The organism is Scytonema sp. PRP1, assembly GCF_036697665.2.
GTDB lineage: Bacteria > Cyanobacteriota > Cyanobacteriia > Cyanobacteriales > Nostocaceae > Kalymmatonema > Kalymmatonema gypsitolerans.
Map to the genome: position 1 here is coordinate 118,697 of NZ_JBAHYJ020000089.1, position 22,741 is coordinate 141,437.

Annotated in this window: 19 protein-coding genes and 1 pseudogene; 12 read left to right on the top strand and 8 right to left on the bottom strand. The window is 44.9% G+C overall.

The features are described 5' to 3' along the window. The first annotated feature begins 151 nt into the window (after positions 1 to 151). The 3 genes from V5G28_RS23975 (at position 152) to V5G28_RS23985 (ending at position 2,614) form a co-directional block, all read left to right on the top strand. Positions 152 to 1,066, top strand: coding sequence for an SDR family oxidoreductase (locus tag V5G28_RS23975; protein ID WP_332989723.1), 915 nt, complete (start codon positions 152 to 154; stop codon positions 1,064 to 1,066). A 215-nt stretch (positions 1,067 to 1,281) separates the two neighbouring features. Further along, a complete protein-coding gene (locus tag V5G28_RS23980; protein WP_332989725.1) occupies positions 1,282 to 2,064 on the top strand; it encodes an alpha/beta fold hydrolase in 783 nt (260 codons plus the stop codon). Positions 2,065 to 2,080: 16 nt separating this feature from the next. After that, the gene (locus tag V5G28_RS23985; RefSeq protein WP_332989727.1) at positions 2,081 to 2,614 is read left to right on the top strand and encodes a DUF421 domain-containing protein; all 534 of its coding nucleotides are present in this window, start codon (positions 2,081 to 2,083) and stop codon (positions 2,612 to 2,614) included. 199 nt (positions 2,615 to 2,813) lie between these two features. Here V5G28_RS23985 and V5G28_RS23990 read toward each other — a convergent pair whose 3' ends face one another. Together V5G28_RS23990 and V5G28_RS23995 are read right to left on the bottom strand one after the other, a co-directional pair. Then, entirely contained in the window at positions 2,814 to 3,653 is an 840-nt protein-coding gene (locus tag V5G28_RS23990) for a M56 family metallopeptidase (RefSeq protein ID WP_332989729.1), read from the bottom strand. Further along, a complete protein-coding gene (locus tag V5G28_RS23995) occupies positions 3,653 to 4,072 on the bottom strand; it encodes a BlaI/MecI/CopY family transcriptional regulator (protein ID WP_332989887.1) in 420 nt (139 codons plus the stop codon). Before V5G28_RS23995 ends, V5G28_RS23990 begins: the two co-directional genes overlap by 1 nt. A gap of 355 nt (positions 4,073 to 4,427) precedes the next feature. Between V5G28_RS23995 and V5G28_RS24000 the strand changes: the two genes are divergently transcribed. From V5G28_RS24000 to V5G28_RS24020, 5 genes are all read left to right on the top strand, one after another. After that, a complete protein-coding gene (locus V5G28_RS24000; RefSeq protein ID WP_332989731.1) occupies positions 4,428 to 5,861 on the top strand; it encodes a pyridoxal phosphate-dependent decarboxylase family protein in 1,434 nt (477 codons plus the stop codon). Between the two features lie 80 nt (positions 5,862 to 5,941). Further along, positions 5,942 to 6,682 (top strand): 2-phosphosulfolactate phosphatase family protein, encoded by a 741-nt coding sequence (locus V5G28_RS24005; protein ID WP_332989733.1) that lies wholly within the window; start codon positions 5,942 to 5,944, stop codon positions 6,680 to 6,682. 663 nt (positions 6,683 to 7,345) lie between these two features. Beyond that, the gene (locus tag V5G28_RS24010) at positions 7,346 to 7,696 is read left to right on the top strand and encodes a hypothetical protein (protein ID WP_336231308.1); all 351 of its coding nucleotides are present in this window, start codon (positions 7,346 to 7,348) and stop codon (positions 7,694 to 7,696) included. Continuing rightward, positions 7,675 to 8,370: a CBS domain-containing protein gene (locus V5G28_RS24015; RefSeq protein WP_336231309.1), complete on the top strand. Its 696-nt coding sequence runs from the start codon at positions 7,675 to 7,677 to the stop codon at positions 8,368 to 8,370. Before V5G28_RS24010 ends, V5G28_RS24015 begins: the two co-directional genes overlap by 22 nt. Positions 8,371 to 8,400: 30 nt before the next feature. Beyond that, entirely contained in the window at positions 8,401 to 9,159 is a 759-nt protein-coding gene (locus tag V5G28_RS24020) for a hypothetical protein (protein WP_332989737.1), read from the top strand. A 31-nt stretch (positions 9,160 to 9,190) separates the two neighbouring features. Here the strand turns inward: V5G28_RS24020 and V5G28_RS24025 are convergent, their stop codons facing one another. After that, positions 9,191 to 9,931 carry a transposase gene (locus tag V5G28_RS24025; RefSeq protein WP_332989739.1) on the bottom strand — a complete coding sequence of 247 codons (741 nt, stop codon included), beginning with the start codon at positions 9,929 to 9,931 and terminating at the stop codon, positions 9,191 to 9,193. 172 nt (positions 9,932 to 10,103) lie between these two features. Next, positions 10,104 to 10,724: pseudogene (locus tag V5G28_RS24030) on the bottom strand (IS110 family transposase); the annotation flags it as partial. A gap of 349 nt (positions 10,725 to 11,073) precedes the next feature. Here V5G28_RS24030 and V5G28_RS24035 point away from each other — a divergent pair. Then, complete coding sequence (locus tag V5G28_RS24035; RefSeq protein ID WP_336231310.1) at positions 11,074 to 11,205, top strand: hypothetical protein; 132 nt, start codon at positions 11,074 to 11,076, stop codon at positions 11,203 to 11,205. A 71-nt stretch (positions 11,206 to 11,276) separates the two neighbouring features. Here the strand turns inward: V5G28_RS24035 and V5G28_RS24040 are convergent, their stop codons facing one another. From V5G28_RS24040 to V5G28_RS24055, 4 genes are all read right to left on the bottom strand, one after another. Beyond that, positions 11,277 to 12,671 carry an IS110 family transposase gene (locus V5G28_RS24040; protein ID WP_332987132.1) on the bottom strand — a complete coding sequence of 465 codons (1,395 nt, stop codon included), beginning with the start codon at positions 12,669 to 12,671 and terminating at the stop codon, positions 11,277 to 11,279. 720 nt (positions 12,672 to 13,391) lie between these two features. After that, positions 13,392 to 14,948 carry a GMC family oxidoreductase gene (locus V5G28_RS24045; RefSeq protein ID WP_332989741.1) on the bottom strand — a complete coding sequence of 519 codons (1,557 nt, stop codon included), beginning with the start codon at positions 14,946 to 14,948 and terminating at the stop codon, positions 13,392 to 13,394. Between the two features lie 118 nt (positions 14,949 to 15,066). Beyond that, positions 15,067 to 16,359: an NAD(P)/FAD-dependent oxidoreductase gene (locus tag V5G28_RS24050; protein WP_332989743.1), complete on the bottom strand. Its 1,293-nt coding sequence runs from the start codon at positions 16,357 to 16,359 to the stop codon at positions 15,067 to 15,069. Positions 16,360 to 16,599: 240 nt separating this feature from the next. Next, positions 16,600 to 17,697 (bottom strand): PIN-like domain-containing protein, encoded by a 1,098-nt coding sequence (locus tag V5G28_RS24055; protein ID WP_332989745.1) that lies wholly within the window; start codon positions 17,695 to 17,697, stop codon positions 16,600 to 16,602. A 386-nt stretch (positions 17,698 to 18,083) separates the two neighbouring features. Between V5G28_RS24055 and V5G28_RS24060 the strand changes: the two genes are divergently transcribed. From V5G28_RS24060 to V5G28_RS24070, 3 genes are all read left to right on the top strand, one after another. Continuing rightward, positions 18,084 to 18,977: a PEP-CTERM sorting domain-containing protein gene (locus V5G28_RS24060; protein ID WP_332989747.1), complete on the top strand. Its 894-nt coding sequence runs from the start codon at positions 18,084 to 18,086 to the stop codon at positions 18,975 to 18,977. Positions 18,978 to 19,188: 211 nt separating this feature from the next. Further along, the gene (locus V5G28_RS24065) at positions 19,189 to 19,329 is read left to right on the top strand and encodes a hypothetical protein (protein WP_332989750.1); all 141 of its coding nucleotides are present in this window, start codon (positions 19,189 to 19,191) and stop codon (positions 19,327 to 19,329) included. 549 nt (positions 19,330 to 19,878) lie between these two features. Beyond that, positions 19,879 to 22,608 carry a two-partner secretion domain-containing protein gene (locus tag V5G28_RS24070; protein ID WP_332989752.1) on the top strand — a complete coding sequence of 910 codons (2,730 nt, stop codon included), beginning with the start codon at positions 19,879 to 19,881 and terminating at the stop codon, positions 22,606 to 22,608. Positions 22,609 to 22,741 lie beyond the last annotated feature (133 nt).

Sequence of the window (22,741 nt, forward strand, 5' to 3'; positions counted from 1 at the left end):
CATTATTTGAAATGAAAAGTTTCGTTTCACACAACTGTTTCGCTGAAACTTCACACAAAAAGATGAACTCTTGATAAACCCTACGACTGATGAAGCTGTGGCTTTTAACTTATCTGATTGATAGAAGAGTTATTTTGAAGGAGTAAAAGCAATGCAACTGAAACCGATAAATCAGCAGGTTGTTGTGTTAGTTGGGGCTTCGAGTGGAATTGGGCGTAATGCAGCTCTCCAGTTTGCCAGTCGAGGAGCAAAGGTGGTGGTTGCTGCTCGCAGTCAGCCTGGACTAGAGTCTTTAGTGGAGGAAATCCGGGGTTTGGGTGGCGAAGCAACTGCTGTCGTTGCTGATGTGACGGTGTTCGATCAAGTGAAGGCGATCGCCGACAAAGCCGTTGAGGTGTATGGACGACTCGATACCTGGGTACACAACGCTGCTATTGAAATCTACGCCGCCTTTGAGGTGACAACACCAGAGGAATTTAAGCGCGTCATTGATGTTAACTTGATGGGACAGGTATACGGTGCGATGGCGGCACTACCCCATCTTAAACGGGAAGGACGCGGGGCATTAATTCATGTAACCTCGGTGGAGGCAAAGCGCAGTCTACCCTTGCAAACAGCTTATGCTGCATCAAAGCACGGTGTTGATGGCTTTTTAGAATCTCTACGCGTTGAGCTGATGCATCAAAAACTTCCCATCAGCGTTACTGAAATTATGCCTGCGGGTATCAACACGCCTTTGTTTAATAAAGCACGTACTAAGTTGGGTGTGAAACCTCAGCCAACGCCTCCCATATATCAGCCTAGCCTAGTTGCTAAAGCTATTGTTGAGGCTGCTGAACATCCAAAACGGGAGGTTGTTGTCGGTGATGCAGGTAAAATTATTCTGTTGGCTCAACGCATCTCACCGGGTTTAGTAGATGCATATATGGAACGTAACGGCTTTGATTCGCAATATACAAAAGAGCCGAAATCGGAAAATGCACCTGACAATCTGTTTGATCCAATCTCAGATTACGACAAAATAGAAGGTGATTTTAGCGATCAAGCCCGTTCTTGGAGCTTATAAGCTCTTTTTTAAGTGTATTTATTTAAGCAACGCGCATTAGCTTTTGTACAGACGGCGAGGTGCGCGTTCGCTGCTGTATGTACATAATTTATGACTTAAGCAATGTAGATAAATCCGTCTGTAGAGTTTTGTAACAACTGCAAGATAAGCATTACTTTAACTAAAGGAAGTTTCTCAAGCTGCTTAGTTGCAAGATTTTCACCATCCAAAACGTTATGAACTATCAATTTACACAAAAGCAAGTTTATATAAATGAACAAAAAATTTTCTATTTAGAAGGCGGAACAGCATCCAACTGTGAGCCAATATTGTTTCTACATGGATGGGGTGTAGGCATTCAGCCCTACCAAGAAGTCTTAAATGTCTTATGTAAACGTCATTATGTGATAGCGCCAGAGTTACCTGGTTTTAACTCCTCAAGCAGTGAGAAATTAAATTGGGATTATAACGACTACGCTGACTTGATAAGTGCTTTTCTGCAGCGCCTTAACATTAAAAAAGTTCATTTCATTGGACATTCATTAGGAGGAGGAATTGCTGCAACCATAGCAGCCTTAATGCCGGATTTTGTAAAAAGCCTCATATTAGTAGCTAGTACAGGAATACCTGTAGAGCCTATACCACTGGTATTTGTGCAAAGAGTAATAGAAATGACTGCTCAAGCGCCACACATAAAGTTTCCGCAAATTATTCAGATTTTTCAAGCATTTTCTTACAATCTTTTCTTCCGAACTTATCATACTCTTCAAATTCTATTGATGTCATTAGACAAAGACTTAAAACCGATTTTACCAAAAATAGAAACTCCCTGTCTGCTTGTGTGGGGCAAAAATGATCTGACAACTCCTTTGAAGGCGGCACAGGAGTTTTCACAACTTATTAAAAATTCCAAATTAATAGTTGTAGATGGAGTCTATCACGAATGGAGCATTTTTTTTGTAGATAAATTTACAACTCTTGTCTTTGATTTTCTTGATGAAATTGCAGGCAGGAAATAGGGAGAAAAAAGCGCTCATGGAAAAATTGTTCTACATAAATTGGCAAGAGCTATTTGTTCCCAGCATTTCCATCGTTGAACTGATTCTGCGCGGAACGCTAGTGTACCTGTCACTGTTTTCGGTTCTACGCCTTATGCCTAGCCGACAAGTAGGAACGCTAGGAATTGCTGATTTGCTTGTAGTTGTGCTGTTTGCTGAAGCCGCCCAAAATGCGATGGCAAGTAGCTACTCATCGATTACTGAAGGAGGAATTCTAGTAGGAACCGTTATTTTCTGGAGTTACTCCCTTAACTGGTTAGGCTATAAATATCCACGGTTTCAACGCTTTCTAAATCCCCCTCCACTGCTGCTTGTAAAAAAAGGTCGAATTATTGAACGTCATATGCAACGAGAACTGCTCACCAAGGATGAATTGATGAGTCAGTTGCGTCAGCAGGGTGTAGAATCTATTGCTGATGTGAAAAGGGCATATATGGAAGCTGATGGAAGTATTAGTGTCATTACTTATGACTCAAAAACCCGTCCTGAACCTAGAGCAAAAGCGGGGTGAAGCTTTTTGTTGAGCCTTTCATTAACAGTTATCAGTTATCAGTTATCAGTTATCAGTTATCAGTTATCAGTTACCAGTTATCGCTAAACAACCACCTGTTCATTGTTCATTTCACTGTTCACTGTTTTAAAATAGGGTGCGTTAAGTAAGCCACGCACCCTACCATATAGCTATCTCTTTAGACAGATGTCGTCATGAATTAGGTGTGAAATATGACAGTCACCAAAGGCAGAAACGCCAAGAGAAAACCATTCCAAGACTGTAATTGAACTTCTGGAATTGGTTCTGGCTGTGCTAACAATGCTTCTATCCTCTGTTCTAAACGCTCTACGCCACTAGAACCCAAAGCCGCACAAAAAATTTCTGAGGATACAGGCGGACTGCTGACTACCAATAAAAGTGATTCTGCCAGCAGCAGGGGATCTACTTGTGAAGCTGCGTGTGCATCGGCTCGTAGTTCGCGCAAGATTAACAACTCTTGCCACAAAGCTTCTGTATTTGGCAACCAAGCGGTGCAGGAACGCACCCAACCCAACCAGAAAAACCAGAAAGTGTCTCGGTAATGGTAATGCCCTTGTTCGTGGGCTATGACAGTTTCCAATTGTTCTGCTGAAAGAGTTTGCAGCAGTCCCTGGCTAAGGACGAGTTCGGGTTGCCAAAATCCAATTTGACCTGCAAACAGCGCCCCTGTGTCCAAAAGCCGGGCTTGTTTTCCTGCAAGATTAACTAACGGACAGTTGCGGGTAGATTTCACAGACTGCCATCCTCCCCAGGCAAGTTTTATGCACAAAATGCCAAAAAATGCAAGAGAGCTTAATGCTAGTACATAGCTAAACCAACCTGTGTACAACCCGCTCATTTTACCTTGGGGTCCCATGCATATAAGGGCGATCGCCGTCATGAAAATGAGCAACGGGGGAAAGAGAAATAAAAATAGCGCTGTTTGCCATCGCTGACTCCAAGATCCTTGAGGTAGTCTCCATTGGCATCTTGTCCAGCAAGCAATGAAGAAAGCAGCGACAATCATGATCAGATGCATTATTTTTCCTCCCTGGGTTGGCGTGCGGCTTGAATGCGTTTGGCGATCGCTTGTATTTGCTCGGAAGCAGTTTCATCGAGACTATCTGCAAAAGCAGCGATCACATCAGGATTACCCACCGCCAGAAATCGCTGCAACTGTTCGTGTGCTCTAATGACGTCTGCTTGCTGCTTTGTCACTAATGGTCGCCAATAGTATGCTCGCCCTTTTGTATTACAAGCTAGCCAACCTTTGTCGGTGAGGCGACGTAGCACGGTGGTCACAGATGTATAAGCGAGTTCGCGGTTGGGGTCAGTGAGAATGCGATCGTGTACATCTTTAACTGTAACGGAACCCAGTTCCCAGATAATATTCAAAATTTCTGCTTCCAAGGGACCTACGGACAGTTGTTTAGGGCGATAGTTAGGTAAAGGTGCCATATAGATTTGGAATTTAGGATTTTGGATTTTGGGTTGGGGATTGTTGGTTGTGAGTTGTAGCGCCATGGCGCGTCTGTACATTTGTGAGTTGTAGAGACGCCCTGTTTGAAGCGTCTGTACATTTGTGAGTTGTTAAAAAGCACCACTTGTCACCATACCAGCAGAGATAGCCTCAGTTGAGTCGTGGAGGGAAATATGAACGCAAAACACAGCCTGTAGACATCTAGTTCTTTTCTCAGATTACCGTTGAATCAGCCAACAGCGCCAAAACTTGCGATAGACAGCCTGCATCTGGAGGTAAACGCTGCGTTATACGGCGGATTTGGTGGACAATTAAGCAGGAAGTTTTGCAATTTTGTTGAGGATTGCTGTGACGCCAGAGGAATTTCGCCGCATAGGTCATCAGTTAATCGACTGGATCGCTGACTACCGCGCTCGAGTCGATGAATTTCCCGTGATGTCTCAAGTCGAACCAGGCTCGATCCGCGCCCACTTCAGCGCCATACCCCCGGAGATTGGTGAATCTCTCGACGCCAACTTCATCAAGGACTTAGAACGCATTATTTTACCAGGCATAACTCACTGGAACCATCCGAGCTTTTTTGCGTACTTCCCGTCGAATGCCAGCCTTAGCGCAGTTTTGGGCGACCTTTTGAGTACCGGTCTGGGCGCACAGGGGATGCTCTGGCAAACAAGCCCCGCCGCAACTGAACTTGAAGAAGTCGTCGTTGACTGGTTGCGTCAACTCGTTGGCTTAAGCGAGAATTTTGTCGGTGTGATTCACGATACTGCTTCTACTGCAAACCTGGTGGCGCTGTTGTGTGCCAGAGAACGGAGTACGAACTATTCCCAGACTCAAGGCGGTTTGCAAGCAGAACAAGCTCCCCTTACTGTATACACCTCCAGCGAGTCTCACAGTTCAGTGGAAAAGGCAGCATTGCTGGCTGGGTTCGGTCGGGTGAATGTGCGGGCAATTGAAACAGACGACGAACACGCGATGGATGCGATCGCGCTTGAGCGTGCAATCAATTTCGATATTGAGCGCGGCTTGCGCCCCTGTGCTGTTGTCGCCACGATTGGTACTACTCCCACCACCGCCCTTGATCCACTTGACAAGATAGCTCAGATTGCGCGATCGCACAACCTATGGCTCCATGTAGACGCAGCCCTTGCAGGTGCAGCGATGATTTTACCAGAATGCCGTTCTATGTGGGCAGGTGTCGAATATGCAGACTCGCTCGTTTGGAACCCCCACAAGTGGCTGGGTGCGGCCTTCGACTGCTCGCTGTACTACGTGCGTGACCCCGAACACCTGATCCGTGTGATGTCTACGAACGCCAGTTATCTGAAAACGGCAGCTGACGGTCAAGTGAAGAACTTCCGCGACTGGGGCATCCCTCTCGGGCGGCGGTTCCGCGCCTTGAAGCTGTGGCTGCTCATCCGTTCTTCTGGTGCCGAGGGGTTGCGCGATCGCTTGCGCCGCGACCTCAAGAACGCACAATGGTTGCGTGAGCAGGTAGACGCTACCCCGAACTGGGAACGCGTCGCGCCCGTACCCTTGCAAACTGTGTGCGTGCGTCACGTCCCACCTGGTATGACTCCTGACGAGGTAGACGCTCACACCCTTGATTGGGTTTCGCGAATAAATCGTTCTGGCAAGGCTTTCTTAACACCTGCAAAACTCAAAGGTCGCTGGATGGTACGTGTATCTATTGGGGCTGAACCCACCGAACAGCATCACGTTGAGGCGCTTTGGCTACTGATGCAGCGCGAAGCGGAGTGTCAGTAGACACTATGGTTGGTGACGCTAACTGGTTAAAATGTTATCTCGTGAGTATTAAATACTATTAAATCAGGTGAATCCAGCGCGTGAAGCTATTCGTTTACCACACTCCGGAATTGACTCCAACAGATAAAGTGCCAGATTGCGCGATCGCAGTCGATGTGCTACGAGCTACTACAACAATGGCGACAGTCTTAGCCGCTGGCGGCGAAGCAGTCCAAGTCTTCAGTGATTTGGATAAACTCATGGAGGAGAGCGAAAAATGGTCTGCTGAAAAACGCCTGCGAGCTGGAGAACGCGGCGGTGCAAAAGTTCCTGGCTTTGAATTGGGGAATTCTCCTCTCGACTGTACAAAAGAACTCGTGCAGGGACGGCGGTTGTTTATCAGTACCACCAATGGCACTCGTGCTTTACAAAGAATACAATACGCCAAAGCTGTACTAGCTGGTGCTTTTGTCAACCGTGCTGCAGTGGTGCAATATCTGTTGGAAAAGCAACCAGAAACGGTTTGGTTAGTTGGTTCAGGTTGGGAAGGCAGTTTTTCCTTAGAAGATACGGCTTGTGCAGGTGCGATCGCCCACAGTGTTGTCCAGCAAACCAACTTCCCACTCGACGACTTGGCTGGTAATGATGAAGTTATAGATGCGATCGCTCTTTACTCCCAATGGCAAGACAACTTATTGGGACTTTTCCATCTTGCCAGTCACGGTAAACGTTTATTGCGTCTGAACTGTCATGAAGACCTGAAATATTGTTCTCAAACTGATATTTTAGATGTCTTGCCCATACAGCAAGAACCAGGAGTGTTAAAAAATTATAATCAATAAAATTGATTATACTGAGTGGGGCTGGTGACAGTCTCGCTCTCGTTTGTCACTTTCCGGGAGGCCGATTGCGCGGAGCGCAGTGCCCCTTGGGCAATCGCGCTTAAGCCTCATGAGGCAATCAATACAAGCTATACTATTAGAAAAAAATCGGTCTTGTATTGGTCTTGTATTTGTTATTAGAAAATAATCGCGCGATCGCAGGCTAAAATTATACCGTGTTTATTCTTAATACTGAAATTAAAATGCTTTATTGATACTATTCTTTTTTTTGGCGAAGGTATTCGTATTAATAAAGTTATCTTACGCTTTTACTAAATGCATCTTGTTATTCCTTATACTCTTTTGGCAGCTACAAAAAGAATTTAAGATATGAGAGTGATACAACGGATCAGGGGGGCAGCGGTAGCATTGGTCATGTATAGTATTGGAGCATAATGTGACAATCTGGTTGATGTAAGAATCTGGTTGTCTAAGATTTTATCGTTTTGTCCATTTTCAAAAGGTCAAAGCGATCGCCCACAACTTTGTCAATAACCAAGCATTAATGCGATTATATGAGCTTTTGTTGGTGTTTCACGGGGTACAGGTAGCAAAATAGGTCTTGGAAAACTCTACCTGTAAGGTTTCAGCGCGGCGACTAGCGTCATACAAGGTATCAAAGTTATGAAGTATTTGAGATATCACATGGTGTTGCAGGGGATGTCCAATTTACTCAACACTACTGTAGTTGTCAAAGCTAAAGCATTGGGTCCCGCAAGTCAAACCATTATGGAGCAGACTCCCCATGAAGGAAGTAACCCATCTATCCAAGGTCTCAATATATCTGCCACAGCTAAATACGACCAGATAAACTTTGAGGAAGGAGACACCCATCTCGCTTACATTTTGCAATCTAGTCCTCACAACGAGGTAGTGTTTGAGGCGCATGTCACTCAATTTGATAACGGCTTGTTTCAGCAAACCGGACGGATTCTTTTCGGGGGGATCAGCATGTGCTACACATTTCGACTCTAGGCAGTGGTCAATTGCTGGTGAGTCCTGATCCTAAGTACCAACAAGGCGTAGTCGCTTTTCAAATCAACGGTGGCACAGGAATATTTGATAACGCGACTGGCATCATTACGACTAACTTTCTTGTGGGTGAGTTGGGCGACTATCGTGATGCTCACACAGCAACCATCTTCTTACATGGCAAAGTACAAGATAGCGTTGCTGAGGAAAATCGACTCCTGGTTCGCAATGTGCTTGACGAAAAGGCATTTCCGGTCATGATAGACGCCTCGATGGAATATGTGGCGGACTTGTTAGCATTGACCAACGCGAGCGAGTTGATGGTAATTGACGGGGAGGGCAACTTTATCGGTGTGGTGTCTGAAGTTGATTTATTACAAGCCTTGATCCCGGATATTGATGAAATTCTGAAGTTGGGGGGGACCCTTAAAGACGCGCTGAATATCTTTATTCGCAATGGTCGAGATCTGGCGGGGCAACGGATTGCGCGTTTGGTTAAAAGTAATCCGCGCACGGTGATGCCAGATGATGAATTGCTGGCAGTGGCAACGGTGATGCTGCAAGGTGACATCCGTCGCTTGCCCGTGGTTGAGCATGGCAAGTTTGTAGGTAGTATTTCACTCGCTGACATTTGTTGGGCGGTGCTGTCGAAGTGGAATGGCATCCGACAAAACTAAATTTAAGATGACGAGGAAGGTTTCTATACTATGCACAGTTCAGAGTCAGATCGTATCGGTTCAAGTCTGCAAACAGCTAGAGAAGTGCTAGCTCAGGCTGAGGCCAACAAACCGAGCTTTGGTCATTCACCCAACGGTTTCCTCTCGCGATCGCACGGGTTCTTGCCAGTTACTCCGCCTTTGTTCTCCCTGTACGACTTCTACCGCCACTGGATTCGCTTCACCTATCAGATTGTTGAAGTTGAAAACTCGTTGAACAATAATTTCAGTCTACGCCTGATGTCGGTTACTCGTCGGGATCGCCCAGAAATGATGACCAAGTTGAAAGCCCAACTGCTGTTAAACTCCCACGACACCTTCTACAAGAACAGTTTGCAGGGAATTCTGGGACAGAAGCTAGAACTGCTGTGGAACATCACGTTGGGATTCTGCGCGGCTGATGTCAGTATCACTCAACTGCCGAAATCTATTGCCCATGTGCGTTCATCCGCGATTGCCAGCAAAGCGGAGGCACTGATCGCCGAAGTTAACACGTTTTTGCAGAGCTTACCGCCTACATTTGAAGATAATCCGGAGGAGTGGGCACGCTTTGACCACCAGCTTCAACAGATTGAGCAGTGTGACCTAACCTTGATTGCCCATTTGAAGTTGGCGCTGCGTGAAGGTCTGTTGGCATTTGAGCAGCACGAAGACCGGGTAGTTGAACGGGGCGGTACCCAACTCGTGGAGGCGTTGAAAAAAATCCCGAACATCATCGAGCATTACTACACGGCTCTGAACAATGAATAGGGAGACTTTCAAGAAACACTGTGCATAAGGCTTATGTAGAAAGGGTTGGAGAAGATGGAGTATTTTGCATATCTGGAGAAATTGGGACAAGTTCAAGACCAAGAGCATGAGCTTTGTTCCTCAGATTTTTTAGGACTTGCTCGTTGTATTTCTGCTCGTAGTAGTCCATGCCAGGATCGGTATAAAGTCCTGTTGTAGTCCACATACGGTAGAACATACGTGCTATCTTGTGGGCACAAGCGGTAATAGCTTTGGGGGCACCCAAACGAGAACGCAAGCGTCTGTAAAAAGCGCCCAAGGCAGAACGACTTTGGGTCAGGGACAAGGCTGCCATGCGGAAAGCGTTAGCTGCACGATTAACAACGGGGCGAGTTTTAGAGCTTTTAACTTTACCACCAGTAATTTTTTGACCAGGGCACAAACCCAGCCATGAGGTAAAGTGCTTGACAGTTGGAAAACGTCCTGGTTCTAATCCCACCTCAGATAAAATAGTTTGAACACTCAAAGCATTCAGACCATCAATGAGAGTAAAATCTACACCTGCCATGCGGTAAAGATATTTACGTAAATCAAAATCAGGGTGATTAGCTGTTGATTTTTTTCGGCGTTTTTTTTTAGTTGTTGGAAGTTCATCTAAAGTTTTTGGTTCAAAATCAGCTAGACATTTCTCAATTTGCTTATCAACAGCAGCAATCTCTTGTTGGTAAATCTCATAAAGGGTGAATTCTTGCTTAAGGACAAATAAATGTTCCAGACGATAATCTCCCGTCAAAGCTTTAGCAATCTCTGTTGTGCTACTTTTAATGCGAGGGTCTTTCAGGGCAGCTACTCCCTTCCCGGTACAAGATTACTTATCTTTTCCTTGGCGTTCTTGGCGTCCCTTCGCTTCGCTCGAGGGCAGGCTTGGCGGTTCGTTAATAGGTAATCTTCGAGCGTGACAGGAGTAACTTTTGTGGATCTCTTTCTCCAGCAACAATCGCTTTAATAATTGCCATTCCAGTAAGACCAGTAATGTCGCTAATGACTTTGTGTAAGTGCAAATTCATTTGAATCAGTGCTTTTTGCATCCGCTGTACATGGGTACTAGCACTTTTAATGAGACTGTCTCTTTGACGGATGTAACTGCGTAGAACACAAACTTCGTCCTCTGGACGAAACGAACCTGATAATAAGCCGTAGGTATGTAATTGCTGTAACCATTGACAGTCATTGACATCAGTTTTGCGTCCTGGCACGGTTTTGACATAGTGAGCATTTACGAGTTTTACTTCCAGACCCCTTGCTTCTAAAATTTGAAATACTGGAATCCAGTAAACGCCCGTTGCTTCCATTGCCACGGTTGTCACTCCACACTCAACTAACCAATCAGCCATTGCTATTAAATCAGGAGTAAAGCATCCAAATCGCCGCACATTTTTTTCTACTCTATCAGTCGGAACGCATACCCAATGTTCAAAACCACCCAAGTCGATGCCCCCTGCGTTATGATTAATTTGCTCCAAATGTGAAGAAGCTTTTTCCTTGTTTACAGGCTGATTACTTTGCTGGTTGGATGGCAATTTCATCTTGCTAACCCTGATATAATTATTTAAAAGTGTCCCGACCTGGGGATGGAATCATCAAATAATCTTTCAAACGGGATAGGAAGATTTTTCCTTCACCAATGTCGTAGCCATAAAACCCCAGAACCATGCTCCTAAACAGGCAATCGCACTATTGAACCTTCGGTTTTAACTGTCAGGACACTAATAAATGTACCTGCTTTCCAGACCATCCATTCATAGTTTCTTTCATTCGTAGCGGGTGGTGCGCCGCCCGTGGGGCTGCTCTCAAGAAACACATTATCAAAGTCTTATATAGCAAGGGTTGTAAGAGATGGTGTGGGTGGGATGTTTTCCCTGGTTGCAATCAGCCTTGACGGGCACTTCGTGCCGATCACAAAAGGCAAAGGAGGCGATCGCACACCGTCAGACATCCCACCCTGATTCCCCAGGTGCGATCGCCGTCGGTGGAGCAAAATCAAGAAACACCGCCGTGTCAATCTGATGTATTAAAAATGACAAAAAAATGTGGAGCTTAGATGTGTAAGGCTCCGGGCTTGCTAGCAATCGATGTGTTCAAGAAACACATTCGGTGGCTGGAGATTGAGCAACAAGTTCAAAGCCTAACGACAGCGCTTTTTTCTCGAGATTTTTCACCATGCGCTGGCGATGCTGTTGCTCGTAGACCTCAATACCAGGATCAGCATACTGTCCACTAGTCGTCCACATCAAGTAGAATAAGCGTGCGAGTTTGTGTGCGGTAGCAGTAATAGCTTTAGGGGCACCCAAACGCGCACGTAATCGCCGATAAAAACCCCCTAAAGCAGAATTGCTATGAGTTAAGGAGAAAGCAGCCATCCGAAAAGCATTGGCGGCGCGATTTACCACCGGACGAGTTTGAGAACTTTTGACCTTACCACCAGTGATTTTTTGACCAGGACATAAACCCAACCAAGAAGTAAAATGCTTGGCTGTCGGAAATCGTTTTGGATCTAATCCAACTTCCGACAAAATTGTCTGCACAGTTAAAGCATCAACACCATCAATTAGAGTAAAATCTACACCAGCCATACGGTAAAGATATTTACGTAAATCGAAATCAGGGTGATTAGCAGTTGATTTTTTTCTGCGTTTTTTTTTAGTTGTTGGAAGTTGATCTGAAGTCTTGGGCTGAAAATTACCTAAGCATTTCTCAATTTCCGAGTCAAGGGCAGCAATTTCTTGTTGGTAAACTTCATAAAGGGTCAATTCTTGTTTCAAAACAAACAGATGTTCTGGACGATAATCCCCCGTTAAAGCTTTGGCAATCTCTGTTGTACTGCTTTTAATACGGGGGTCTTTAAGAGTAGCTAAAACTTGTGGGTCTTGCTCACCGCCTACAATCGCCCTAATAATAGCCATTCCCGTTAAACCAGTAATATCACTAATGACTTTATGCAAATGTAAATTCATCTGGATCAGCGCTTTTTGCATCCGCTGCACATGGGTACTAGCACTTTTAATTAGGCTGTCTCGTTGGCGGATATAACTGCGTAGGACACAAACTTCGTCTTCTGGGCGAAAAGAACCAGACAGTAAACCGTATGTGTGTAACTGCTGTAACCATTGACAGTCATTGACATCGGTTTTGCGCCCAGGCACTGTTTTGACATGGTGAGCATTTACCAATCTGACTTCTAAACCCTTTGCTTCTAGAATTTGAAAAACCGGAATCCAGTAGACACCCGTAGCTTCCATTGCTACGGTTGTCACTTGACATTCAATTAACCAATCAGTCATGGCAATTAAATCAGGGGTGAAACATCCAAATCGACGGACATTTTTTTCTGTTCTATCTGGGGGAACACAGACCCAATGTTCTCCACCACCTAGGTCAATGCCTGCAGCATTGTGGTTAATTTGCTCCCAATGTGATGCTGCTTTTTCACACAGTACAGACTGATTGTTGCTTTGATTTGGTGGCAATTTCATAGCTGCAACCCTTATAATTAATCAAAGATGTCCTGCCTGGGTCGGTAACGTGCAAATAATCTCTCAAACGGGATAGGAAAATTTTCCTTCACCAATGTCATAACCATTAAACCCAGAACCACGCTCCTAATCGGGCATTTTTCACACCAGTCAACGCTCGGTTTTAACTGTCAGGACACTTATAAATGTACCTGCATCCATCTCTTCGAGGAACTGTTTCTTTCATTCATAACGGGTTGCAATCGCTACCCGTGGGGCGCTCCTAAGATGCACATTTTCTAATGCTTATATAGCAAGGGTTTCAGAAATGGAAAAATGCAAGTGCTTCTTTCATTTGTTGCGAGGGGGTTTAATACTTTTGAATGCGTGACTTTTGACTTCCCCCTCGTGGGGCGCTCATATCTTGCACTATGTAGTACATTACTGCTGTGCCAATTGACCTTTACTCTATTTGATCCAGAGTTTTGCAATGTAGCCATAAGGGTTTCAGCCTATAAAAATCAGTAGGGTTCAAATGGTACAGCTTCCTGCTAATGTGTTAAGTCTGCCAAATCCTTCGCCAAAGAGCACGCAGTGAGGTTTTTTTCTAGAAGCTTTCCATGACAAAGCTTTTGAGAATTAAGTGGCAGCAAATGACACGCTCGCTGATCCCACCCCCTTTTCCAGTAGTTTCCTGTTCAATTTCAATAACGCTATCAAGCGAAAAGAGGTGACACATCATCACAGCTTCGTTAACTCCAATCCTTGATATGAAACACGACCTGCGGCTTTAATCAAATCAGCTGCCTTTTCGCCAATCATAATTGTGGGTGCATTCGTATTTCCCGTAGTGAGAGTTGGCATAATCGACGCATCCACAACACGCAAGCCCTCAACACCATGTACCCGCAATTCGGGGTCTACCACCGCCATTGGGTCAGTGCCCATCTTGCAGGTGCCGACAGGGTGGTAAATAGTATCACAGGCTTGTCGAATGTAAGCTTTGATGTCTTCATCGCTTGTCACGTTGACACCAGGAGCAACTTCTTCACCTAAGAACTCATCAAACGCTCCTGAATGAGCAAGAGTTCGCGAAATTTTAATTCCTTCTACTAGCACTTGCAGGTCTTCCTCACTCTGAAGATAGTTCATCCGGATTCTCGGCGAATCTTTAGGGGAAGAAGAACGCAGGCTGACACTACCGCGACTCTGGGGATGAAGCAGACATGGCGCAATGAAAAATCCCGAACCCGTGCGAGCAAACTCAGGTTGTACCCACAAGACTGGACCAAAGTGAAACTGTAAATTTGGCGCAGCGTCTAATTTCTTCTCAGTATGTAGGAATAACCCAGCTTCCCCAATGTTGCTGGTTGGCGCAGGTTGCACGTCCTGAGTGGCAAGGTAGGCGACACTAACATATAGGTGGTCTTGAAGATTTTGACCCACACCAGGTAAATCAACGACAGGGGAAATTCCTAATGTACGCAAATCTTCTGCATTGCCAATTCCAGACAGCATCAGCAGTTTCGGTGAATCGAACGCGCCAGCAGAAAGAATGACTTCCTGGTTCACAAAGGATTGATGTATCGTTCCATTGTGCAGATACTCTACTCCAACTGTGCGTGTCCCCTCAAACAGTAAACGGGTGACCAATGCTCCAGTTTGGGTTATCAAATTTGGGCGGTGTAAAATTGGATGCAGGAACGCAACAGCAGTACTTTGCCGTTTGCCTTCTTTGAAAGTAAGCTGAAAAATTCCCGCGCCATCCTGAATCGCTCCATTGAAGTCAGGATTGCGATCGTAGCCCGTTGCTACGGCTGCTTCCACAAAGCGTTGTGATACTAAACTAGGAGCAACTGCATCAGCCACGTTCAATGGTCCATCAACACCGTGGAATTGGGACGCACCACGCTGCTGGTTCTCAGATTTTTTAAAGTATGGCAACACATCTTGGTAACTCCAACCCGGATTGCCTAATTCCTGCCAGTGGTTGAAATCGTAACGGTTGCCTCGGATATAGATCATGGCGTTGATCGAACTGCTGCCACCCAGGACTTTGCCACGCGGACAATAAATTTTGCGCCCATTGAGATACGGTTCTTCTTCAGTGAAATATGCCCAATCCACCTCCGTGCCCCATAGTTGCGTCCAGTGTGTAGGAATGTGGATCTCTGGTTTGGTATCCGGACTACCAGCTTCGAGCAACAACACAGTTGTTTCACCATCTTCCGTCAAACGATTGGCGACCACACAGCCCGCCGAGCCAGCACCAATGACCACATAATCGTATTGAGTCATCACATCCTCAGTTGTGTGTTGGTTTTGTCAGTTGTCTCTATTGTTAAATAATTTTCAGAAAAATGAACTTATGCAGTTGGGGAAGCAGTTATAGGGATGACGTTGCGATTGAAGGGACTCAAATAGTTAAGTTTTCTTGCCGCACCATTGCTAACCCTGCTAAATATCCGGTTGTCCAAGCACTTTGGAAGTTAAAGCCGCCAGTGACACCATCGATATCCAAAATCTCTCCAGCAAAGTGAAGCCCTGGAACTAACTTACTTTCCATTGTTTTAAAGTTGACTTCCTTGAGGGTAACACCGCCACAGGTGACAAATTCTTCCTTAAAAACTCCTTTGCCCTTGATTTGGTATTGCCCTTGAGTCAGTTCTTGTACCAACTGATTGAGTGTTTTATTGGATAATTCTGCCCAACGGTCTTCTGGAGTGATACCTGCACGAAAAATAATATACTGCCAGAGGCGGTGAGGTAAGTCAACGCCGCGATGCAATGCGATCGCCCGCTTCGCCCATTCATTTTTGACTGCTAATAATTTTTCCCGGACTTCTTCTGGCTTAAGATCGCCTAGCCAATTCATCTGTAAAGTTGCTTGATAATTGCTTGAATGCAACACTCTCGCAGCCCAAGCAGATAGTTTTAGCACAGATGGACCACTGAAACCCCAATGGGTAATGAGCAATGGTCCGGTTTGTTCTAGTTGGGGCTTTCCTGGTACGCTTAAGCGTAACCGCACAGAGTTGACACTCACACCAGCCAACTTCAAAACTTTTTCATCACGAATGTTGAAGGTAAATAAAGAGGGGACTGGTGGTTCAATTGTATGTCCCAACGCCTGAGCTATTTTATACCCAATAGGATTGCTACCCGTGGCAAGGAGTAGGCGATCGCACTCCAAAGTTTCTCCCGACTTAAGAAGAATTTCAAACACAGTGCTGTGTTCAGAGTTCTGAGTTTTAGATATTTTCACTGAAGCAACAAATATCCCAGTACGTATTTCTACCCCAGTTGCTTTTGCTGTATTTATCAGACAGTTCACGATAGTTTCGGAACTATCAGTGATGGGAAACATCCTTCCATCAGCTTCGGTTTTCAGCGGTACTCCGTGAGCCGCAAACCAGGCTATTGTATCCTTAGCTTGAAAGCGAGTGAACGCACCCAGCAAAGCTTTCCCGCCTCTGGGATAATTTTGTACCAATTCTGACGGGTTAAAACAAGCTTGAGTGACATTGCAGCGTCCGCCACCAGAAATACGGACTTTTGCCAGGACTTCACGACTGGCTTCGAGTATTGTAACTTTTGCGTAGGGGTTGGCTTCCGCTGCTGCGATACCTTCGGTGCTGCGCTGCGCGCAGATCGCACCAAAAAAACCAGCTGCGCCACCACCGACGACGACTACCCGTAAAGGTTTCACTTTTTCCGTTCTCCTCTCATTCCTTGGCGTCCTCCGTGTCCTTGGCGGTTCATTTTAAGAGGACTCCCATAGCTTATCTATTCTATTGCTAACTTAACGTGAGTTCTCAGAACCTCTCCCACCCAACCTCCCTCTCCTACAAGGAGAGGGAGGAGCTAAGTAAAAATGGGATTTTTAAGCCTCTCCCCTTGTAGGGGAGAGGTTTGGAGAGGGGTCAAATCAGGATACATCGAACTCACGTTAACTTACCTTATGGTAGGGGTAAACATCTTTAATGTTGGCATTGAAATACTTGCCATGTGATGGAGCACTCATTAACCCTGCGTAAACTGTAGCAGGAACGTCTTTATACTGATAGATTTCTCCCTTTTGAAACTCAATTTCCAGAACTTGATTCAACTCATCATATCCAACACTACGCAGATACTCTGACTCAACTGCTATTCGCTTATTAACTGTTCTCTGAAGTACTATTTCTCTAACTTCTTGAACAACTTGCGGCTGAACTGGCAACTCAAGAAACTTCTCAGCGTAATCTAAAAATTGGTCGCTATGATACATATAAAATTGAAATTTATCGTTCCCAACTTCAGATATAATTTCTTGAATTAAATCCGGTCTTGGTTCCAGTGTTTCTCCCTTATACTTTAACCACCAATCCTCTTTATTATCATCTGTGACAAAGATGAGCGGTCTTTGTTGAACTTTGGCATAATCTATTAATTGAAACCAAAGAATCACATCACCATAGCTTTTGGGAACAGGTTTATTAGCATCTTTGTATCCTGGTGGCTTGTGATACTGGAATCGTTTTTCAGCTTTCTGATAGTAAATATTTTCTAGTTCTTCTTCAGTGTAAGGCTGACCAACTTTACCCTCAAACAAATCAGATAGCTGTTCTCGTAGTTCGTCATATTCAAGATAATTCGGGTGATGGTCTTGAGCTATGCTAATTTGAGATATCACTTTTTCTATGACTTGTTCAATATCTTCTAAAATTTCCTGAGTATTGATAAATGGATGCCGTTTGTATTCCTGAAAATCATTTCTTATGTCTTGAAGTTTTTCATTTAAACTTTTCTCGATTCTTTCATATGCTTTCACATACCTTTCTATAACATAGACTCGATTCTTTTGGTACTCATAACCCACTTGATAAGGTATCCAAATTCTTTCTTGTAGCCGAGTCAGAATTTCAAAAAATCTTGCTCGCGTTTCTGGCGTATAACAGTAAATGTGTAATAAAACATTCGTATCAAAAGAAAAAATACAATTTTTCCAAATTTCAGATAATTCTTCCGCCGTAGGTTTATAATAGCCACGAAATAAATTTCGCATATCCAGTTTCTAAATTTACGCTAATAGGACTAGAATAGAAAACATTCTTGCAAAGCAGAGAAGTGCAATGTCTTTTTTCTAGAATGTGGTAAGAGCGTATTGATTCATCAGTCTAGAGACTGAATTCGTTAAAATTTCAGTCCCTCAAGCTTCAGCTATGATCCAGAAATGAGAAGTTTCTGCCTGGTATGAGGACTAATTGAGAATTCGGCTTGCAGAAATATAATGTAATTTTATATACTTAAAATTTGAATACAAAGTAAATATACTATATTAAATATAATATTTTCATAAAGTTAATCAGCCCATTCTTGTAATTTCTGGACTCAACAGCATAGTATTCACCCTGAGAAGTTAATATGTGGGTGCTAACCTGCAAAGGCACAATGTTTACCAAGAAAGTCGTCACAGCAACTGGCTTGTACCAAGCTATTGGTAAAGGATGCAATGAAAACAAGTCTTCGATGAGTTTGAATAAAATGAGACAAAACTTAACAAAGACGACAGCCGTTGCTGCAGTTATCGGGGTTGCAACTTGTCTATTTCCGGCGATCGCTCAAGCGCAAACAAGCGATCAAGCTCAAGCGCAAGTGACAAGCGATCAAGCTCAAGCGCAACCAGGGCGATCTCGCCGCTCAGCATCGAAATTGATAGCTGACGAGCCGCCGAATGTACAGGCAAACGTTCGTGCTATTAAGTTTGTTTTGGATACCTCTGTTCAGAATACTGAACCAGACCTCAACGTAGGAAAGTTCCCTGGAGCTATTCAAGACTTTGAAATTGATAGCTACGACGACAATCTCGACCTATTTCGTGAATCTGGAACTCTGACGACATCTACACTTACGATAGATCCTAGTACTAGTGATGTATTACCCAGAATTCCAGACTTTGACGGCGACAACATTGGATTTAACAGAGATATCGTGCCTGGTGGTACTTTTAACAATGACTGGTTAAGGTTTGATGCTACGTTTCCCGACACCCCTACAACATTGACTTTGTTCATTCCATCCAATGATCCGAGTCTAATTAATTCGCTATCCGGTTTAGATGAGATTTTACTATCAGGTCAGGTACAAGCAGTGGTAAGTCGTCCCGATGTTCTTCCAGAACAAAATATAGCAAGATTTCTGGCAAGCAACGAACAGGCTGACAGACGAAGCTTAACCTTTGCCACAGTCCCCGAACCTACTGCTACAGCTAGTTTGCTTGGCGTAGGAACTTTGGGTGCCATAACACTGCTGAAGCGCAACAAGCGTTTGAAGAAGTCTGTTTAATTGAGATCTTGCAACACTTGCAACAGTGAGGAGGCTCAGCCTCCAAACCCTCGTTACCAGGTTCAACCTGGTAACGAAATATAGAGCCTCTGGCTCTTGTTGGGTGCAAGATCTGAATGTGAAGTACCCCTTTTTGCTTCGCTGAAAAAGGGGTGATTCGTCATCTCACGCAATCACTACCCCACCCTACGAGTACGTTGAGGGCTTCGCCGTGAGCGCTCAGCCGAACGGTGGGGACTTCCGCGAACTAGTTAACAATCCTCGCGGGAAGTCCCCCGGTTCCATTCCTACACCGGGGGATGAGAGCGAGGGCAGAATTTTGGCATTGCTGAATCATATCATGTTCGGCTAATTAGTTATGATTCCCACGTTGACTGCACCCCACACGCCAGTCGCCTGCTGTCGGGAAACAAGGACTGCAGCGCTGGCTCCCCTTTATCCCCTCCCCGCAAGCGGGGAGGGGACGTGAAGCGTAGCTTTACGGGGGTGGGGTTCTTCAGCAATGAGAAGTAATCAACCGAACCTGATATCAAAATATGAGTTTCAAAATTCTCATTGATGTAGAGACGTTGCATGCAACGTCTCTACAGGGATTTGCTGGAAATTGAACATCGTACTACAATCATATTTCATGGTCCAATTTAGCAACGCCAATTTTTTAATAATTCTTAATAATACCATACAAAATCTAATTTTTTATTTTTATAAAGTTAATTAGCGAATTCTTGCAATTTCCCCAGTCAGCAGCTTAGTATCCTGCTAAAAAGTGATTGTGGGTGTTGACCTACCCAAGCATAATGTTTACCAGGAAAATCGGGATAGCAACGGGCTTATACCAAGCTATCGGATTTATTCAAACCATTAAATAACATAGGTTTTAAGAATGGTGAAAATTCAGCTTATGAAACTCTGCCCATTCCGATTCTCGACTTTTACTGGAAGTGCCTTGTTTTGGCTGTTAGCCTCCTACCCCGTAACAGCACAAATCGTCCCAGATACAACCGTTAATACAATCGTTACACCCTCTGGTAAGACCTTCGAGATCACTGAGGGAACTCAAAAGGGAAGCAATCTGTTCCACAGTTTTCAACAGTTTTCTATCCGCGCTGGCGAAACTGCTAAGTTTAACAATGCTAGTGACATTGTGAACATCATTAGCAGGGTAACGGGTGGCTCTATCTCTAATATTGATGGTTTAATCCAAGCCATGGATAAAGCCAATTTGTTTCTTATCAACCCCAGTGGCATCGTTTTTGGACCAAATGCTAGATTGCAAATTGGGGGTTCGTTTGTAGCGAGTACAGCGGACAGTCTGAGATTTGCCGATGGCACAGAATTTAGCGCGACCAATCCTCAAGCTCCCCCTCTGTTAACGATAAGTGTTCCTCTTGGGCTGCAATTTGGCTCAAATCCTAAAGGGATTGTTAATCAATCCCAAGCAGTCGATAGTTCTGGCTTTACTGTTGGTCTGCAAGTCCCCGCCGGGAAAACTTTGGCGCTGGTAGGCGGTGATGTATCCCTAGAGGGTGGTAGTTTAACAGCAGATGGAAGAATTGAGCTAGGTAGCGTTGGGACGGGTTCGGTAACTCTAACTGTAAGCCCACAAGGCTACTACGTTTTGGGATATTCGGGCGTGCAGAACTTTCAGGATATTGATCTCTCTGGTGGCGCTTTCGTTAATACTATAAGTGAAGGTGACGGCGGTATTCAAGTACAGGGCAGGAACGTCAACCTTAGCCAAGCTGCTGAAATTTTTACTAATACTCCCGACTCAGGTGCAGGCACAGGAGGAAATCTAACAGTAAACGCTGCTGAGTCTGTCAACTTGAGTGGAGGTGACACTAGTTTAGTCACTGAGACTCAAGGTACTGGGTCTGCTGGCAACTTAACAATCACAACTAGGAAGCTAACAGTTACAGATGGTGCATCTATACGAACTCCTAGTGTTGGTTCGGGTAAAGCTGGGGATTTACTAGTGAAAGCAACTGATTCTGTAGAACTATCAGGAACAACAGCCGATGGTCAGCAATTCAGTAACTTGTCTGGACAAGTCCTAGAAGACGCTACAGGGAACGGTGGAAACCTGACTGTTGAAACAGGACGACTGACAATCCGAGATGGAGCACGCATATCGGCTTCAACATTTGGGGCGGGTCAAACCGGGGATATACGAGTAACAGCAACTGACATAGAACTGGTGGGGACAGGGAAAACACCAATTGAAGGAGGAAAATTCCTTCCCACGAGTGGCATTTTTTCTCAAGCCGGAAGGAGCGACATAGAAAATACAGGTAATGCTGGAAATGTGATCATTCAAACTCAACGGCTAACTGCCAAGGATGGAGGACAGATATCCGCAGCTACCTGGAAAAAGGGAAATGGTGGGAATTTGACCATAAACGCCGATTCGATTCAACTGAGTGGGTTTTCACCAACGGCTACTCTCGATAGGGGTAGCAGTGGCTTTTTTGTTTCTGCTGAGGAGCCAACAACTACGGGTAATGTCGGAAATCTCAATATTAATACTACGTTGCTTACAGTCGAGAATGGAGCTAAAATCTCAGCTGATAATAAGGGCACAGGTCAAGGGGGAACCCTAACCTTGGACGTTAGGCAGTTAACGATTCAAAATGGAGGGTTGGTACGCTCTGGCTCTTTTGGTTCTGGTTCCGGCGGAATTTTGACTGTAAAAAATGCGGACTCTGTCTCTGTCATTGGCAAGGGAAGCATTAATTCTTTCCCAGTGGTCAGCACCTTGTCTGCTGCATCTACAGCTTCAGGTCCTGCTGGCAACTTGACAGTTACAACCCGTAATTTAAATGTCAAAAATGGGGGAGAAGTGAGTGTGAGCGGGACAGGTGAAGGTCGTGCTGGCAACTTGACCATTACAGCTAACGACCTTCGCCTCGACGGAGGAAAAATCACTGCGACAACCAACGCCGGAGAAGAAGCGGCGAATATCACGCTACGAAACTTAAACCTGTTGTTGATGCAAAATGGAAGTCAGATTTCTGCCCAAGCTTTCAACAATGCCAACGGGGGAAACATCAATATCGATGCTCGAAATGGTTCTGTGGTTGCCGTTCCTGGGCAAAACAATGACATTATTGCTAGTGCCGTTCGAGGTCGAGGTGGCGAAATTAACATCACAGCCTCTGGCATCTTCGGAATTGAGGAGCGAAACGAAAGACCAATAACCAATGACATAGATGCTAGCTCACAATTTGGCTTGGCGGGTAGCGTGAATATCAACAGACCAGATGTTGAACCGAACTTAAACTTGCCGGAACTGCCCACAGTTCCAGTTGATCCCTCACAACTAGTAGGCACTGGCTGTGCTGCCTTTGCTAATTCAGAAGGTAGTAGTTTTACCATCACTGGACGCGGCGGTTTGCCCCCCAGCCCTTACGAACCCCTCAGCCCTGATGTGGTTTGGTCTGATACTCGCCTTCCTAACATTACAGCACAGCGCGGCCAAGTCACCACTCCCCCACCCTCTGACACTCATGTAGCTGCAATTGTGCCTGCTACTGGTTGGGTGTTCAACGGCAAAGGTCAAGTTACACTTGTCTCCAATGCATCACGTACCCCTGGTTTAGGATCTACTGCTGCTAAATGTCCTAAACAGTAATGATTCTTAAGCTTCTCAGGTCTAAAGACACTGAGATTTCTGAAGAGTCCATAAAAGAACTTTCTTAGGCTGACTTAAACAACCTCTACTGATTCCAGCTAAGTCAAACTTAGCCATCATCGCTACTTTACGG

Excerpts from the sequence above, each read along its gene's own strand:
- V5G28_RS23975 (WP_332989723.1), top strand. The coding sequence starts at position 152 with ATGCAACTGAAACCGATAAATCAGCAGGTTGTTGTGTTAGTTGGGGCT.
- V5G28_RS23980 (WP_332989725.1), top strand. The coding sequence starts at position 1,282 with ATGAACTATCAATTTACACAAAAGCAAGTTTATATAAATGAACAAAAA.
- V5G28_RS23985 (WP_332989727.1), top strand. The coding sequence starts at position 2,081 with ATGGAAAAATTGTTCTACATAAATTGGCAAGAGCTATTTGTTCCCAGC.
- V5G28_RS23990 (WP_332989729.1), bottom strand. The coding sequence starts at position 3,653 with ATGCATCTGATCATGATTGTCGCTGCTTTCTTCATTGCTTGCTGGACA.
- V5G28_RS23995 (WP_332989887.1), bottom strand. The coding sequence starts at position 4,072 with ATGGCACCTTTACCTAACTATCGCCCTAAACAACTGTCCGTAGGTCCC.
- V5G28_RS24010 (WP_336231308.1), top strand. The coding sequence starts at position 7,346 with ATGAAGTATTTGAGATATCACATGGTGTTGCAGGGGATGTCCAATTTA.
- V5G28_RS24020 (WP_332989737.1), top strand. The coding sequence starts at position 8,401 with ATGCACAGTTCAGAGTCAGATCGTATCGGTTCAAGTCTGCAAACAGCT.
- V5G28_RS24040 (WP_332987132.1), bottom strand. The coding sequence starts at position 12,671 with ATGAAATTGCCACCAAATCAAAGCAACAATCAGTCTGTACTGTGTGAA.
- V5G28_RS24045 (WP_332989741.1), bottom strand. The coding sequence starts at position 14,948 with ATGACTCAATACGATTATGTGGTCATTGGTGCTGGCTCGGCGGGCTGT.
- V5G28_RS24055 (WP_332989745.1), bottom strand. The coding sequence starts at position 17,697 with ATGCGAAATTTATTTCGTGGCTATTATAAACCTACGGCGGAAGAATTA.
- V5G28_RS24060 (WP_332989747.1), top strand. The coding sequence starts at position 18,084 with ATGTTTACCAAGAAAGTCGTCACAGCAACTGGCTTGTACCAAGCTATT.
- V5G28_RS24070 (WP_332989752.1), top strand. The coding sequence starts at position 19,879 with ATGAAACTCTGCCCATTCCGATTCTCGACTTTTACTGGAAGTGCCTTG.